At 30.1% G+C, this 15,435-nt stretch carries 15 protein-coding genes and 1 pseudogene; 3 read left to right on the top strand and 13 right to left on the bottom strand.

Translation table 11 applies throughout. The annotated features are described in order from the left end of the window. Positions 1–79 precede the first annotated feature (79 nt). The 7 genes from NST87_RS07010 to NST87_RS06980 form a co-directional block, all read right to left on the bottom strand. Entirely contained in the window at positions 80–919 is an 840-nt protein-coding gene (locus tag NST87_RS07010) for a DegV family protein (protein ID WP_040029872.1), read from the bottom strand. 8 nt (positions 920–927) lie between these two features. Beyond that, a complete protein-coding gene (locus tag NST87_RS07005) occupies positions 928–1,413 on the bottom strand; it encodes a dihydrofolate reductase (RefSeq protein ID WP_040029873.1) in 486 nt (161 codons plus the stop codon). Positions 1,414–1,515: 102 nt separating this feature from the next. Then, the gene (locus tag NST87_RS07000; RefSeq protein ID WP_019468953.1) at positions 1,516–2,472 is read right to left on the bottom strand and encodes a thymidylate synthase; all 957 of its coding nucleotides are present in this window, start codon (positions 2,470–2,472) and stop codon (positions 1,516–1,518) included. A gap of 378 nt (positions 2,473–2,850) precedes the next feature. Further along, entirely contained in the window at positions 2,851–3,288 is a 438-nt protein-coding gene (brxA, locus tag NST87_RS06995; protein WP_340721475.1) for a bacilliredoxin BrxA, read from the bottom strand. A 36-nt stretch (positions 3,289–3,324) separates the two neighbouring features. Further along, positions 3,325–4,443, bottom strand: a complete 1,119-nt coding sequence (locus tag NST87_RS06990) for a conserved virulence factor C family protein (protein ID WP_019468951.1) — start codon at positions 4,441–4,443, stop codon at positions 3,325–3,327. Positions 4,444–4,462: 19 nt separating this feature from the next. Next, complete coding sequence (locus NST87_RS06985; RefSeq protein ID WP_019468950.1) at positions 4,463–4,720, bottom strand: NifU N-terminal domain-containing protein; 258 nt, start codon at positions 4,718–4,720, stop codon at positions 4,463–4,465. A gap of 16 nt (positions 4,721–4,736) precedes the next feature. Beyond that, the gene (locus NST87_RS06980) at positions 4,737–4,931 is read right to left on the bottom strand and encodes a zinc-finger domain-containing protein (protein ID WP_019468949.1); all 195 of its coding nucleotides are present in this window, start codon (positions 4,929–4,931) and stop codon (positions 4,737–4,739) included. Positions 4,932–5,183: 252 nt separating this feature from the next. Here NST87_RS06980 and NST87_RS06975 point away from each other — a divergent pair, with 252 nt between their 5' ends. Next, positions 5,184–5,888 carry a queuosine precursor transporter gene (locus tag NST87_RS06975; protein WP_019468948.1) on the top strand — a complete coding sequence of 235 codons (705 nt, stop codon included), beginning with the start codon at positions 5,184–5,186 and terminating at the stop codon, positions 5,886–5,888. A 96-nt stretch (positions 5,889–5,984) separates the two neighbouring features. Here the strand turns inward: NST87_RS06975 and NST87_RS06970 are convergent, their stop codons facing one another. Beyond that, positions 5,985–6,530 (bottom strand): RBBP9/YdeN family alpha/beta hydrolase, encoded by a 546-nt coding sequence (locus tag NST87_RS06970; RefSeq protein WP_230620684.1) that lies wholly within the window; start codon positions 6,528–6,530, stop codon positions 5,985–5,987. A 171-nt stretch (positions 6,531–6,701) separates the two neighbouring features. On the opposite strand from NST87_RS06970, the gene NST87_RS06965 reads away from it, so the two are divergent. After that, entirely contained in the window at positions 6,702–7,112 is a 411-nt protein-coding gene (locus NST87_RS06965) for a ribonuclease HI family protein (RefSeq protein ID WP_019468946.1), read from the top strand. Positions 7,113–7,611: 499 nt separating this feature from the next. Continuing rightward, positions 7,612–7,797 (top strand): annotated as a pseudogene (locus NST87_RS06960) (IS5/IS1182 family transposase); the annotation flags it as partial. On the opposite strand, the gene NST87_RS06955 reads toward NST87_RS06960, so the two are convergent. From NST87_RS06955 to NST87_RS06935, 5 genes are all read right to left on the bottom strand, one after another. After that, positions 7,794–8,675: a 5'-3' exonuclease gene (locus tag NST87_RS06955; protein ID WP_019468945.1), complete on the bottom strand. Its 882-nt coding sequence runs from the start codon at positions 8,673–8,675 to the stop codon at positions 7,794–7,796. The pseudogene NST87_RS06960 and the gene NST87_RS06955 overlap by 4 nt on opposite strands. Before the next feature lie 15 nt (positions 8,676–8,690). Further along, entirely contained in the window at positions 8,691–12,137 is a 3,447-nt protein-coding gene (locus NST87_RS06950) for a dynamin family protein (RefSeq protein ID WP_040029875.1), read from the bottom strand. Between the two features lie 226 nt (positions 12,138–12,363). Then, positions 12,364–12,999, bottom strand: a complete 636-nt coding sequence (locus NST87_RS06945) for an SDR family oxidoreductase (protein ID WP_019468943.1) — start codon at positions 12,997–12,999, stop codon at positions 12,364–12,366. Positions 13,000–13,246: 247 nt separating this feature from the next. Beyond that, a complete protein-coding gene (gene rarD / locus NST87_RS06940; protein ID WP_040029876.1) occupies positions 13,247–14,152 on the bottom strand; it encodes an EamA family transporter RarD in 906 nt (301 codons plus the stop codon). A 33-nt stretch (positions 14,153–14,185) separates the two neighbouring features. After that, positions 14,186–15,319, bottom strand: coding sequence for a THUMP domain-containing class I SAM-dependent RNA methyltransferase (locus NST87_RS06935; RefSeq protein WP_019468941.1), 1,134 nt, complete (start codon positions 15,317–15,319; stop codon positions 14,186–14,188). Between the last annotated feature and the right edge of the window lie 116 nt (positions 15,320–15,435).

Here is a 15,435-nt window from a genome sequence, read left to right as displayed (position 1 = left end):
AGATAAGCTATTAAATTGTTTTGAAAATTTAACAAATGAAAGCATAATTAAAATGAACCTTAATTTATTATAAATTAGTTTATGATTTTAAAACAACTAGACCTATTGCACCTTCTCCAGTGTGTGTTGAGATTATAGGAGTTGTAACATTTGTATCATATTCAGTGACATTAAATTCTTCAGTAAAATGTTTTTTAATTTTATCCACAAATTCTAAAATATTTGCATGCGCGATACCTATTGATTTAATTTTTTTATCACCTAAAAAAGTGCTGATTTCTTTTTTAAGAAATTGAATACTAGCATTTTGAGTACGAGAATTATGAATTAATTCAATTTTACCATCGTCAAGTGTTCCAATTGGTTTAATTTTCATCATATTACCAATTAATCCTTTAGTTTTACTGATTCTACCGCCTTTGATTAACTGGTTTAATTGACCAATCACGACGTATAATTTTATATTACTTTGTAAATCTGTTATTTTTGAAACAATTTCTTCTGATGAAAGCCCTTGGTTATTCCAATCAACTACATGCTGGACTTGATACCCTAATCCAAATGAAATAGATTTTGAGTCTATAACAGTTACTTTGCTATCTGTCATTTGACTTGCTTGTAACGCAGTCTGATAAGTGCCACTAAGCCCTGATGTCATGTGAATACTAATGATTTCAGAACCATCTTTGCCTAATTCATCATATAATTCGATAAAATTTCCAATTGCTGGTTGACTCGTTTTTACATCAGCATTTTCTTCCAACTTTTTAATATATTCTTCAGAGGAAATGTCCACTTGATCTACATATGACTTGCCATCAATAGTTAAATTAAGTGGAATGACATGTATATCATTATCTTGTAAATAAGTATGAGATAAATCTGATGTTGAATCAGTTACAATTTTCATTTTCATAATATTTCCTCCTATGTTGTTTTTTTACGCACTAAATGTAGAAATGTATGGGGAATGGTATTTTTTTCATCTAATTTTCCCGGAATAGAAGATTCCACTTCCCAGTCTTCAAATGTGTAAGGTGGAAAGAATGTATCACCATTAAATTTATCTTCAATAACAGTAATATACATATCATCGACTTTATCAATCATTGCTTCGAATAATGTTTGACCACCAAAAATGAAAACATGACCAGATAAATTATATATTTCGTCAATTGAATGGATAACTTCAACACCATCATGGGCAAATGATGTATTTCTTGTTAGTACTACATTTTTTCTATTAGGAAGAGGTTTTCCTATAGAATCGAATGTTGCACGGCCCATAACAAGTGTATTACCAGTTGATAGTTTTTTAACATGCTTTAAATCATTTGGTAAATGCCATGGTAGTTGATTATTAACTCCAATAACACGTTGCTGATCGTGAGCAACCAGTATAGAAAGTGTCATAATTTTCCTCCTAATAGTAAATAGTAGTATGATTTCAGTAAGTAAAACGTTCTCATTTTAAAGTATATATTAAATCATCATTGAAATTAAATATTTTATTATTTATACAGCTATTGGTGCCTTAATTGCTGGGTGTGATTCATAATTAACAATTTCTAAATCTTCATAATTAATGTCGAAGATAGAGTCATTTGAATTTATTTTGAGTTGTGGTGGTGCATAGCTACTACGAGATAATTGTGTTTCAATGGCGTTTATATGATTCGTATAAATATGAGCATCGCCAAATGTGTGTATAAATTCTCCTACTTCTAAATCACATTCTTTAGCGATTAAATGTGTCAGTAAACTGTAACTAGCTATGTTAAATGGTACACCTAAAAAGATATCTGCACTTCTTTGGTATAATTGGCAGCTTAATTTGCCATCTTGGACATAAAATTGAAACATTGTATGACAAGGTGGTAATGCCATAGTATCAATTTCAGTGGGATTCCATGCTGAAACAATATGGCGTCTTGAATTTGGGTTGTTTTTAATTTGTTCGATAACAGTTTTTAACTGATCAAAGTGATTGCCATTTTTATCTTCCCAATCGCGCCATTGTTTGCCATAAACATTACCTAAATCACCATACTTTTTAGCAAAAGATTCATCGTTTAAAATTTGCTCTTTAAATTTACGCATTTCTTCTTTATATTTTTCATTAAATGCCTCATCTGTTTGTGCTCTATGACCAAAATTTGTCATGTCTGGTCCTTTATAATCAACTGAGTTAATATAATTTTCAAACGCCCATTCATTCCATATATTATTATTATATTGAAGTAAATATTTAATATTTGTATCACCTTTGATAAACCATAGCAATTCAGTTGCAATCAATTTAAATGATACTTTTTTAGTTGTTAGCAATGGAAAACCTTTTGACAAATCAAATCTTAATTGATGTCCAAACTTTGAAATCGTACCTGTATTTGTACGGTCTTCTTTTTGTTTTCCTATTTCTAATATTTCGTTACAAAGATCATGATAGGATTGATCAAATGTATTTAACATGTCGAACACACGCCTTTCAACAGTAAAGTTATTTTTATTTAATCATATTTTAAAATACCAATAATTTAAAGAAAAAACCACTAGTAAAATAAAATTATAATTGGACTTTGAGCATTATATTTATGTATTCAATTAATGATTTGTGTTTTGAAAGGCTTAGTAACATAAGTCTATTACTCTAAATGTTGTGATAAACACTCCAAAGTAAGATCAACTTATTAAATAGTTGATCTTACTTTGGGATGGCCAACTATATCAGTCAAAACAACCTCAATATGTTCATTAATGAAATGCATGATAAGGTCGAAATTATGTATTTAGCATTAAACCAATTTAAGGCTGAGACATTAATTTATATCTCAGCCTTGGTCTAATTGATTAACTGCAATAATCATCAAATATGTCTTTAATATCCATACAAATATCTTGAATATCTCTACCTTCTATATGCTCTCTTGGCATGAAATGTTTTAATTCTTTTCCTTTAAACAAGGCATACGATGGACTAGATGGTACTTGTTGAATGAAAGCGCGCATTGCTTCAGTTGCTTCTTTATCTTGACCTGCAAATACAGTAACTTTATGGGTTGGTTTTTTTTCGTTTTGTTCTGCAACAGTAACTGCAGCAGGTCTTGCCAATCCTGCAGCACAGCCACAAGTTGAATTAATCACGACAAATGTTGTATCATCTTCAGATACATTATTCATAAAGTCATCGACATCATCTGCAGTTTCTAAACTGTTAAATTCATGATTAGTTAGTTCGCTTCTCATTTGTGTAGCAAGTTCACTCATATATGCTTCATAAGCATTCATTTATAACACTCCTATTTTAATTAAATGATAGTTTCTTTAGACATTATTCCTATTAGCAATTTGCTTCCAAACGGAACCTAATGCTTCATCACCATTTTCAATTCTTGTTATAGCCATCTCTATTTGAAGTTTCACTTCGTATGCTGAATCATCAGCATGTTTGCGTAGTGATTTTAATTGTTCTGGTCCACCTTCATCAAAAATAAACATAGCAGCTCTCCATCTGACTATTTTGTGAGGGTCATCTAATGCTTTTTCCATTTCTGGTAATGCTTGTTTGAAACCTAAATCACTTAAACAATCACCAGCAGTTCTTCTTACTGCAGGACTTTTATCGTTTAACCCTTTATAGAGATAAGGAAGTACAATTTCGTCTTCAATCATTCCAAGAAGTATGATAGCTTCACGTCTTAATGGTGTTTTCTGTTCATCACTCACAACTTCACCGAGTAACGGTAAATCTTCAATCGTAGGTGTTGGGAATGATTTTAGCATTCTTAAACGTTCTTTCCAACTTTCAGTTGATTGATATGTTTCCAAGGTTACATGTTTGTATTTGGTTTCAGGGACTGTAATGTCAGATGCTAAGGCTTCTTCCACGCGTTTTTGTAATTGATCTTTGGGATAGATAGCTGTTATCTCTTCCACGACATCCTCCATAACCTCGGAGAGCTCACCATAGCGTATACCTAAATCTTCCCATTTACGTTGAAACACAACGTTGTCATCATCTTTCTGGGCAGCTAACATGCTGTCGACATATATTTCAGGTAATTGTTTACGTTGTTCTTCTGTACTTGTCGTTAGTTTAATTTGATAAGGAATACCTTTGAACGTTAAAACTTCTGCTTTTATTTCACCGAAATGTTCATCTGGTGGCGTTTCGGAAGTTACTTCGTGTTCGTCTTTTAATGTTGCTGTTACTTTAGGTAAAACATCTTCCCAATCAAATTTTGGTTTTTTATCTACAGCTAAAAAGTCCATCACATGAAATATAGATTTAACACCATCAATTTCTAAAACATCATTGATAAAACCAGGCTGCCCTTCTGCAATTGATGAATAAGTATTAGATTGGCTATCCTCTCTTTTTTCGCTCAATACAATTTTCATTGTATTGGGACTTGGTGTAGGCTCAACACGTACAATTTCCATAAAGGCACCCTCCTTATTTTTATATTTCTTCTAAAGCTTTTGTTATATTTGGTAAAAGTGTATCCCAATCTGCATCTGAATTTTTATCAACTGAGATAAAATTCATTGCTTGAAATATAGATTTGACACCATCAACTTCTAATACTGCGTTGATGAAATCTGGTTGGTCTTCTTTAACTTTTGTATACGTATTAGGTTTGTTATCACCACTATCTAATTTTAAATCAATTTTCATCGTATTTGGATTTGGTGTTGTAGCCACATTTAATATTTCCATAATCGTATGCTCCTTTTTATTGTAATTCATTACCGATTTGTTTTATTTGTTTACCTACTGAACATTCATTTATACAAAAATGATGTGCTTGTGTTTTACCGTTTGTATTTTTAACATGACGCTTTAATAAACACGCTTTACAATATGTGTTCATCAATTGGTCTATGGCGTCAATTGCCTCTTTTTCAGAATAGGTTAGAATACGCTTCACGCTCCTGTATTTCTAAAAATGAATTATAAGTACCCAATTAACTAATTTATTATAAGATTTGAGACTTGATGACATTATATCATTTGTAACAATGATTGTTTAATCATTAATTTGAAATACAGTATTAGTGAAAATATTTGATAATTATTTGTAATTTGAACTTGCTTTTTTACAATTTTCTAGTAAAATAATGTAGTTGTTTATTTTGCGGTTTCTAAACACCCGCATTATCAAAATTTAGGAGGAATTAAATTGTTTAATGAAATATTTGGCGTTATTACTTTTTTAGTAACTTTCATATTATTGGTTACTATGTATCGTTTGTTTGGTAAACATGGTTTGATTGCGTGGATCGCTATTGGCACTATTATAGCCAATATTCAAGTTATTAAAACAATCGATATTTTTACTATTTCAGCAACACTGGGAAATGTTATGTTTGCATCAATCTATTTAGCAACTGATATTTTAAATGATATCTACGGGCGTAAAATAGCTAAACGTGCAGTTTGGCTGGGTTTTTGTTCAACGTTGGTAATGATTATAGTGATGCAATTTTCACTTCATTTCACACCTTCTCCAGTAGACAATACACAAAAAGCATTAGAATCTATTTTTAATATTGTTCCAAGGATTGCTTTAGGTTCTGTTATAGCATATATCATCGGACAACATTTAGATGTTTTGCTTTTCTCATTAATCAAAAAGGTGTTCAGTTCTGATAAAACATTTATTATAAGAGCTTATGGTAGTACGATTTTAAGTAATATAGTAGATACTGCACTATTTGTTATCATTGCCTTTTTAGGCGCAATGCCAAATGAAGCGGTACTTGAAATCTTTATTACAACGTATTTGTTAAAAATAATTTCTACTATATTTAATGTTCCTTTTGGTTATTGGGCTAAATCAATGTACCGAAGAGGAAAGATCCAGAAGTTAGATGAAGGTTATTAATTTTTAATAAAGTGTTTTAATATAACTTATGAAAAAACCCGTAAATGAATTTCAAATTCATATACGGGTTTTTATATTTTAAGTATTTTAATATAATTATAAAATTTCCATTATCTTATCTTTTAAGTAATTGAAGGTGTGATACCCCTCAGTTTCTAAAAAGTGACCATTATGATTAATATAATGTGTTTTGACATTTAATTGACTTGATAACCTATCAGTCGCGTCTATATTCACTACTGGATCATTTGTAGCACCAATTGTAATAATGTGACGTGCGTTTAAATTATTGATGTTAATACAGGTGTTATCTATATATTGATTTAGTTCAGGTATGTTAGACAATTTTTCGTTAAAACCAGAAATTAGAAAAAGCCCTTTTATTTTTGAATTAGCCTTAAAAGAAGTTAAATAATGTAATATTGAAATGACGCCTAAACTATGCGCAACGATAATTGTTTCTGAATTCAATTTATTTTGTATGATATTATCAATGGCCTGACACCATGAATCGAGTTCAGGATGATCGGAATTTGGTAAATATACAATTTCAACATTATAACCATATGGCTTCATCTGTGAGGCTAACCATTGAAACCAATGACTTTTTGTACTGGCTTGATAGCCATGAATAATAAACATGTTTTTCAATTAAGATCATCCTTTGTATATATTAATTTTGTGCATTTTTATTAACTGTAATAGCTTACGTTATTTTGATATAATTTCCAAGAAAAATATATCTACATGATTATGCTTATTTATGCTCTTTTGTTAATATAAAATTAACTTATTAAATTTGAAGGTGAATTTATGGCGAAAATATATTTTGATGCAGCGACAGCAGGTAATCCGGGTCAAAGCGCATGCTCTATAGTTATTATTACTGAGCAAGAACGATTTCATTATGACTTTGATTTAGGAATTTTAGATAATCATAGCGCAGAATGGGCAGCTTTTGTATTTGCATTGGAATGTGCAAAACATCATGGAATCACTATAGCACTCGTATACACTGATTCGAAATTAATAGAAGATAGTATGAACAAAGGACAAGTGAAAAATAAACAGTTCATAAATTACTACCATAAAATAAAAATATTAGAATCGTCTTTTGATTTATTATTTGTTAAATGGGTTCCAAGAAATCAAAATAAAGAAGCAAATCATCATGCTAAAAATGCCTTATATAAAATCACAAAAACGGCTGAAAAAAAGCGTTAAAACAATAAATTATTGTCAAAAATAATGTCTCAATGATAGATAACTAGTAAGTTATAAAGAGCGTATTTCTATTTAAAATCTTAAGACATTAACTTTTTAGTTGTTGGTGTTAATAACTAATCTTTTGCATTTATAACACCTTTTTAATGCAAATTGTCCAAAACAATTGTATGAGCAATTATTATGTAAATTATATCTTAGGCAAGTATGCATGATTAAAAGCATTCGATATTAATTATTAGGGAGTTTGGAATATTAACCCTTTAAAATAGCATTCAAGTGAGTTGATTCAATTCATTTGAGCGCTTCTTTTTATTCAATACTTCGTATTGTTGACTCGCTTTCTTAAACACTAATCTCAAACTGTAGTCTTCAACTTGTCCTACTCCCTCAAGCGTCTCACCAAAATACGACGCATTCATATTATATTTGTCACGACATGTTAAAGAAATCGTTGAAATAATCGCTAAAAAATGTATTTAATGAATGCAAACACGTCAAAAGAGAACTTGGCTTTGCATTAATGGTACTTAATATAAGAAAAGTAGTAGCTCAACATGCTAACTATAATCAAAAATTAATGAAAAAGACAATTTCTATATAAATTTAATAGAAATTGTCTTTTTCATTTGTCCAACAACTTTATGTCCCAGGATTGTTAACTTTAAGAATGTATTTTATTTAACTAAAATGTGAGGCTAAATATTTTCCAGATACATAGAGTTCATACTCTTTACAAATATTTAGTATTTCAGCTAAATCAGTTCCAAATTTCATATCACTTAATAAATCAGAAGTATTTATTGGTACTTCTGTATGAATTTTAGCTAATGATTTAGAAAGTTTTAAATTATATAAGTTATCTTCTATTTTATTACGTTGACCAGGTGTTAATTCATTTAAAGCGTCAACCACTGCTTCAACTGAACCATGATTTTGAATGAGTTTTATAGCTGTTTTTTCTCCAATTCCTTTAACGCCAGGATAGCCATCAGCACTATCTCCCATAAATGCTTTAACATCTATGAGTTGTAATGGATCTAGGCCATATTCATCTTGAAATCTGGTTAAGGTATAGCGATTGTAAATGTTGAATCCTTTTTTAGTTAGCCAAATTTCAACATTTGGATTAATACATTGTAAAATATCTTTATCACCGGTGATTACATAAATTTGATTTTGTTGTGAATACGCATGCGCTAAAGTCCCTATAACATCATCAGCTTCATAATTTTGAACACCAATATTTACAAAACCAAATTGATTTGATATTTCTTTGACATAATCAAATTGTGGTATCAATTCTTCTGGTGGCGCCGGACGATTTTGCTTATAACCGTCAAACATTTCATTTCGAAACGTAGATTTCCCCATATCCCAACACACAGCCACGTGTGAGGGTTGTATTTCATTTATTGCGGTAAATACATGGCGTACAAATCCTTGAACGCCGTTCGTAGGAGTTCCAGATGAATTTCTCATAAATTGTTTGTGTAAACTCGTTGCGTAAAAATGACGAAATAGTAATGCCATACCATCTATTAATAATATTTTTTTTGACATTGTGCGTACCTCTTTCTAAGTTAACAACTGCGCTTTTAATTCGCTATTTGTTTCTTGAAGTTGTTTTATTAATGAATCATCTATATTAAAAGCTAAAAGTTGTTTGATTTGTGTGTGTAACTCTTTTTCGTACTGATTGAATTTCATTTCTGCATCATTATTCAGTTTATTTACAATTTCAATTAATGCCTTCCTTAAATCAGCAATACAAGGTTTAAGTTGCACAAGTGTGTTTTGAGTTATTGTAGTTTGAATTTCATTTTGCATTTTTGGTTGCAAAATGTTCTTTTTAGTTAATGATTTGGGCAAAGCAGAGATCATTTGGCTTAATTCAATTTTTAAATATGGATCGTCTAGTTCCAGATTACTTTTATTAAATTCTGGTTCGATGAAAATGTGTAATTGTTCCAATTTTTGTTTTAAAGGTGCGATTTCTTCATGTATTTGTTGAATGAAATACTTTTTAATTCGTTCTACAAGTAAGGATTGTTCTAAATATAATCTCTGATGAATTTGATCTAAGTATTGTTTTGTGGAAAGACGTTTTTCTTCATTGAAGTTATTACTTTGTGTCATTTGACCGTTATAAATTGATTTAACTTCATCTAGTAATTGAATTTTTAAACGCTCATTTAAGTGATAAATTTGATCTTCAACTTCATTTGAAGCACGTTGTACTGCAATTTGTAATATATTATTATTCAGTATTATTTGTTGCTGGTACTGTTTGAGTTTATTTTTACGTTGCTTAATTTTTGATTGATTATGATGTGCATCTTCTATCATTTGATCAAATGCTTCTGAAATATTTGCTAATTGTTTAGTCATTTGTTGTTGCAATATATCTTTTGACTCAACTTGAGTAAAATAGTCTATACTATTTTTTAATTTATCAATCCCTGAGTCACCTGTATTCAATGCTTTACGACTTGATACTGCAAAAATATCAGAATTCATATTTACATGATTAAGTGCATCACTTACATAGTTTATAACTGCATTCAGATCTTCTTCGGTTTCAGCTAAATCAGTGGCATTTATAATCATTTTAAATGCTTGATTTTCACTTAATTGGTTCATTTCTTTCATATGTTCAATAAAGCGTTTGTCATTATCTGTGAAAGAATGATTAAAATAACTCACATAAAGTATTAAATCTGAAGAAGTTAAAATCTTTTCTGTTTCATTTGTATGACGTTGATTATTGGAATGTAACCCAAGTGAATCTACGATAACTTTATTTTTTAACCAATCAATGGGTAATCTTAAGTGAACTGTATTTACAAAGGTTGCGTATTCATCTTCTGCACTCCATTTTCTAATTTCGTCCTGTTCAATGGTATGCGTTACGCCTTGTTCTAACATTTCTTGGTACATCGTGTAATGTTTGTGAATTGCATTGATAAATGCTAATTTGTTTTTTTCTAAAGATGCTGTTAACTTATGTGTATTTTGATTTAAAAATGCTTCAATTGAATCAAAAGATTTATTTTCCACTTCAAATAATTGGTTTAATTCTTCTAATATTTGTTCTGATGATTTAAGTGTAATTTGACTTTTCTCACCATATGTCAATTCTGTCATTGCAGCTGTTGTAGGATTTGGAGAGCTTACAAGATACGCATCACCAAGTAGCGCATTGATTAAACTACTTTTTCCGGCACTGAATGTTCCGAAAACCCCTATTTTAATAATTTTATTATCAAGGCGATTTAAAGCATCATTGATATCTTGTTTAGTTTGTTCAAATAATGGAATATTTTTTATTAAATCTAAAGAACGTTTTATATCTTGAATTGAAGTATTCGTTGATTTTGTTTTAGTAGTATTAGGTTGATTTTGTTTTTTAGTTTCTGCAATTTCCGGTTTAGCTTGATAAGTGATTTTTTCCCTGTCTATTAATTTATCTAGTGAATCATCAATATGAATATAGTAGTGTCTATAATTTTGTGTTTCAAGCGATTCTCTTAAATTACGTAGCTCCATAAATTTAACATAATCATTATAATCATCTACTTCTTCTGTACCAATATCGTTTGCTTGAGAATGGTTTATTGCTTTTTCAAATAATGGTTCAGTTTCTTTAGTAATATGTTGTTTGATCGATTTCATTAAATCATCTGAAAATGTTAAGACATATTGATTACTAATAGATATTTGCATTTGATACAAATCATCCACGAGTTTTGAAGGGATTTGATAATGTTGGTTTAAAATAGCATCATTTACTTCGGAAGAATTAATAAATCGAGTTAAAAATGACATATCTTCTCTCAAAGGTTGACGTATTTCTTGATTTACCTTTTCTTGTAATTGCTCAAGTAGTTCTTGAAGTCTAATTTGTTGTGTTTCTAATGTTTTTTTCTTTTTATTGAATAAGCCACCTACTTTAAAATCTTTAGTTCGGCTTTCCAAATAAGTTCTTATTTTTTCTCTAGTATCGTGTGTCATTACATATGCATTGTCGAGAATTGCTTTACGTTTTTGTTTTAAGAAATCATACAATTGATCAGGGTTATTTAGTAATTTTGCTTCTTCACTCACTTGCTGATGTTGTTGGAAGTTTAAATATGCTTGGTCAAAATCTGCTTCAAATATATCTAGCTCTGTTAAAATTGCTTGAATTTCATGTTGAATAAATGATAACTGTTCGTCTGTAATAAAATTGATAGTACGTTCCACATAATCTGACATTGATTCTCTATGTTGATCTTTATCAATGAGATAGTCTGATAATGCTTGAATTTGGTTGTGTTCATGTTCAAATTTAGAAACATAAAATATTTGATCTAGTTTGATTTCCCATTCATCAATCGATTTTTCAACGCGTTGTTTAAATGTGGCGAATGGAATCTCTGATTCATGATGTTTATCTATTTGATTGATAACAAAAACTACTGGTACACCAGCATGATTAAGCTGTTTCATAAATTGAAAATTCATTGCAGATTGAACATGGTTATAGTCTACAGTGTAAAATAGAACATTACTTGTATACATAAATTCTTCAGTACTAGATTGGTGTGTCGATACATTAGAATCAACACCAGGTGTATCCTGGAGTGTGAATCCTTTATTAAATTTATCAGATGGGAATTTAATTTCTACAGATTCAACATCAATATTTTCGCGATTCATTTGTTTGACTTCATCGTAGTTTGTTAATAAAGTATATTTTTGGTTATTCAAATTTGCTATAATACCTGGTTCATCTGATACAGAAACGATTGCTGTGTTACTAGTTGTAGGTACTGGAGAACTTGGTAAAATGTTTTCTTCCAGTAGCATATTGATGAGCGTTGATTTTCCTGCTGAAAAATGACCAACAAATGTAGCTGTATATTGCTCTAAAAATATTTTCTTAATGACTTGATTTATAATATGTACAAGTCTGTGATTATCTGATTTTTCAACTTCTTTTTTTAGTTTATATAGAATATCGAGTTGCTTCGTTTTAGACATGTTATGTATCCCCTTTATTACTTATATGTAATTAAGTTCTATTGTATAACAAATTATTGTGGGTCTAAAGTAAGTTAGCAAAATTAAATTGTATTTAGTACTTATTTATTAGTGAAAGTAAAGAACTGTTACAAAGTTATTGATAGTGATTTAATTTAAAATTAAAAATACCACCTTAATTGGTGGCATTTGCAATCATTATAAAAATGTTATTGATTTTAAAATTTTATTTCCATCTTGGTTTACTAAAATCAGTATTAGGTTTGCTAATACCAATGTTATCGTTTAAATAAAGTTCAGGATTTTTGGCAATTTGTACTGCAACAGCAGCAACACTTTTTCTGGAAACTTCTGTCCCTTTAAATGGTTCATTTTTATGAGTAATTTCATAATCAATTTCGTTAATATCTGATAACCAAGCAGGTCTTAAAATCGTATAATTGAGCTTTGAGCTTTCGATGGTGTCAGCTGCTTTTTTATAAATTGGTAAGTAACTATGGATTTGCTCATTTACCCATTCACCAAATTTACCTGGAACCTCATTATAAATGCCAAGCGCAGCTACAAATATTAGACGGTTAACTTGATTCTGTTCCATAGCTTTAACAATAGTACTTGCTTCTTTATCTAATTCACCAGAAAGACTAGCAAATACAATGTCTACATCTTCCATTGCACTATTAACATCTTCAAAATTTGTAGCGTCTCCTTCACGAACACGAATGCGATCTGATGCATAATCAGGTAGTCTATTCGCGTCTCTTAAAAACAGTCTCAGCGTATATGAGGTATTTTCTAAAAAAGAATTAATAGCTGCTTTAGAAATTGCTCCATTTGCCCCTAGTATTAATACTCTCGTCATATAATCACTCCATTATAATATATGATTAAAAATTTTAGTATATATAATAATTTTTTGAATGCTTTTCTTTATATCTAATTTTACAATACTACAAATGCATGATTTATACTAATGATATATTTACGATAATGAATATAATAAAATGAGCTACATGATATGTAAACATGTTTTGATTAATTTCAAGATAAAATAAAATCCCTAAAAACAACTTTGTATGAAGTTATCTTAGGGACGTAATCTTTACCATTTAGTAAATAGCAGGATTATTATTTTTTTTAATTTTTACATACTGTGAAATACTATATATTACAATGCCAACCCAAATAAAGATGAACGTGATAAATTGGTCGACACTAAATGGTTCCTTAAATAAGAAAATACCTAATACAAACATAATTGTAGGACCAATGTATTGTATGAAGCCAGTAAGTGACAATGGAATTCTACGTGCACCAGCTGAGAAAAGTATCAGAGGAATTGCAGTTACAGCTCCTGAGAAAATCAACCAAAAAGATGAGGTATTATAACCGAATGTTAAACTACCTTGTTGCCATATGTACCATAGATATATAATGCCTGCTGGTGCAGTAACAATACATTCTATTGTAATACTACTAATTGCATCTATTGGTACGATCTTTTTAATTAAACCATAAATACCAAATGAACATGCTAATAGTAATGAAATACTTGGGAATACACCGACTCTTATAGTCATATACAAAACGCCGATAACTGCAAATCCAATAGCAATCCATTCTAATTTATTAAATCGCTCTTTGAGGAAAATTAACGCTAATAGAATACTTACGAGTGGATTAATATAATAGCCTAAACTTGATTGTAATACATGACCATTCGTAACTGCCCATATAAAAGTACCCCAATTAATTGTTATTACATAGCCAGCAGCTATGATAGCAATGAGTTGTATTGGATTTGCAATGAGCTGTTGTAAATCGCGTTTAAATGGTGTTGTATTATTGGTGATTATTACCACTATCAGCATAAATATCATTGATAGTATAATTCTAAAAGCTAATATTTCAAATGCACCAATATCTTCTATTAAATCCCAATATATTGGTAAAATCCCCCATAAAATGTATGCACCAAAAGCAAAAATTATGCCTTTTTTAAACTCGTTATTCATTTGTCGCACCTCTTTCTGATTGATTCATGCAGTCTATTTTTTAGGTTTTTTATTCCCCCAATATTGATAATAAGTACACTCGATATAACCATTAAATAGCTTTCTTCTTTTTGTAGCTTTTTTATTAACTAAAAATTCAAATTCATTATTACTTGTTAAAATATAAGTTGATAAATAAGGATGTCCTTGCATTAATTGACCGATATAACGATACATTTCTTCAACCTCTGCTCTATCACCAATACGTTCACCATATGGTGGATTGCCAATTAATGCAATTGGTGCTTCTGATTCTATTGATAAGGTGTTAACATCTTGAACTTTATAGTTAATAATGTCTGATAAGCCGACTTCCTCAGCATTTCTACGCGCTATTTCTATCATTTCTGGGTCAATATCTGATGCATAGATCTCTAAAGGTCTATCGTAATGAGCTTGTTGATCAGCTTCATCTCTCAATTCATCATATAGTCCATCAGGCATAATATCCCATGTTTCTGAAACGAAATCTCGATTAAAACCAGGTGCAATATTTTGTGCTATTAAACATGCTTCAATCGCAATCGTTCCAGAACCACAAAATGGATCAATCAATGGTGTATCACCTGTCCAATTTGCTAATTTAATCAAACTAGCAGCAAGCGTTTCTTTTATAGGAGCTTCACCTTGGGCAAGCCTATAACCACGTTTGTTTAGACCTGATCCAGAGGTATCTATTGTCAATAGTGCTTTATCCTTTAATAGAGCTACTTCAACTGGATATTTAGCACCTGATTCATCTAGCCACCCTTTTTCTTGATAAGCAGTTTTTAAACGTTCAACAATTGCTTTTTTAACGATTGCTTGGCAATCTGGCACACTAAATAAAGTGGATTTTACACTTCGACCTTGTACAGGAAAGTTTCCTTCTTTTTCAATAATCGATTCCCATGGGAGTTCTTTTGTTTTTTCAAATAATTCATCAAATGTTTTTGCATTAAATTGGCCAACAACAATTTTTATTCTATCGGCAGTTCTTAGCCATAAATTGCATTTAACTATTGCTGTTTCATCGCCTTCGAAAAAGATTTTGCCGTTTTCTACTGTTGTTGCATAACCAAGATCTTGGATTTCCTTAGAAACAACTGCTTCTAACCCCATTGGGCATACAGCTAATAATTGATACATTGTTTTGCTCCTTTTTTAAATTGATTTAATTTAATTTTATCAAAAGTTATTTTAAATAGATATGACTTAACTTCTGTTTAAGTTCATATTAAAGTTTTATGTGAATTTTAAACATT

Source organism: Staphylococcus sp. FSL W8-0271 (assembly GCF_038006605.1).
Lineage (GTDB): Bacteria > Bacillota > Bacilli > Staphylococcales > Staphylococcaceae > Staphylococcus > Staphylococcus cohnii.
This window is presented reverse-complemented; position numbering and strand designations above follow the sequence as displayed.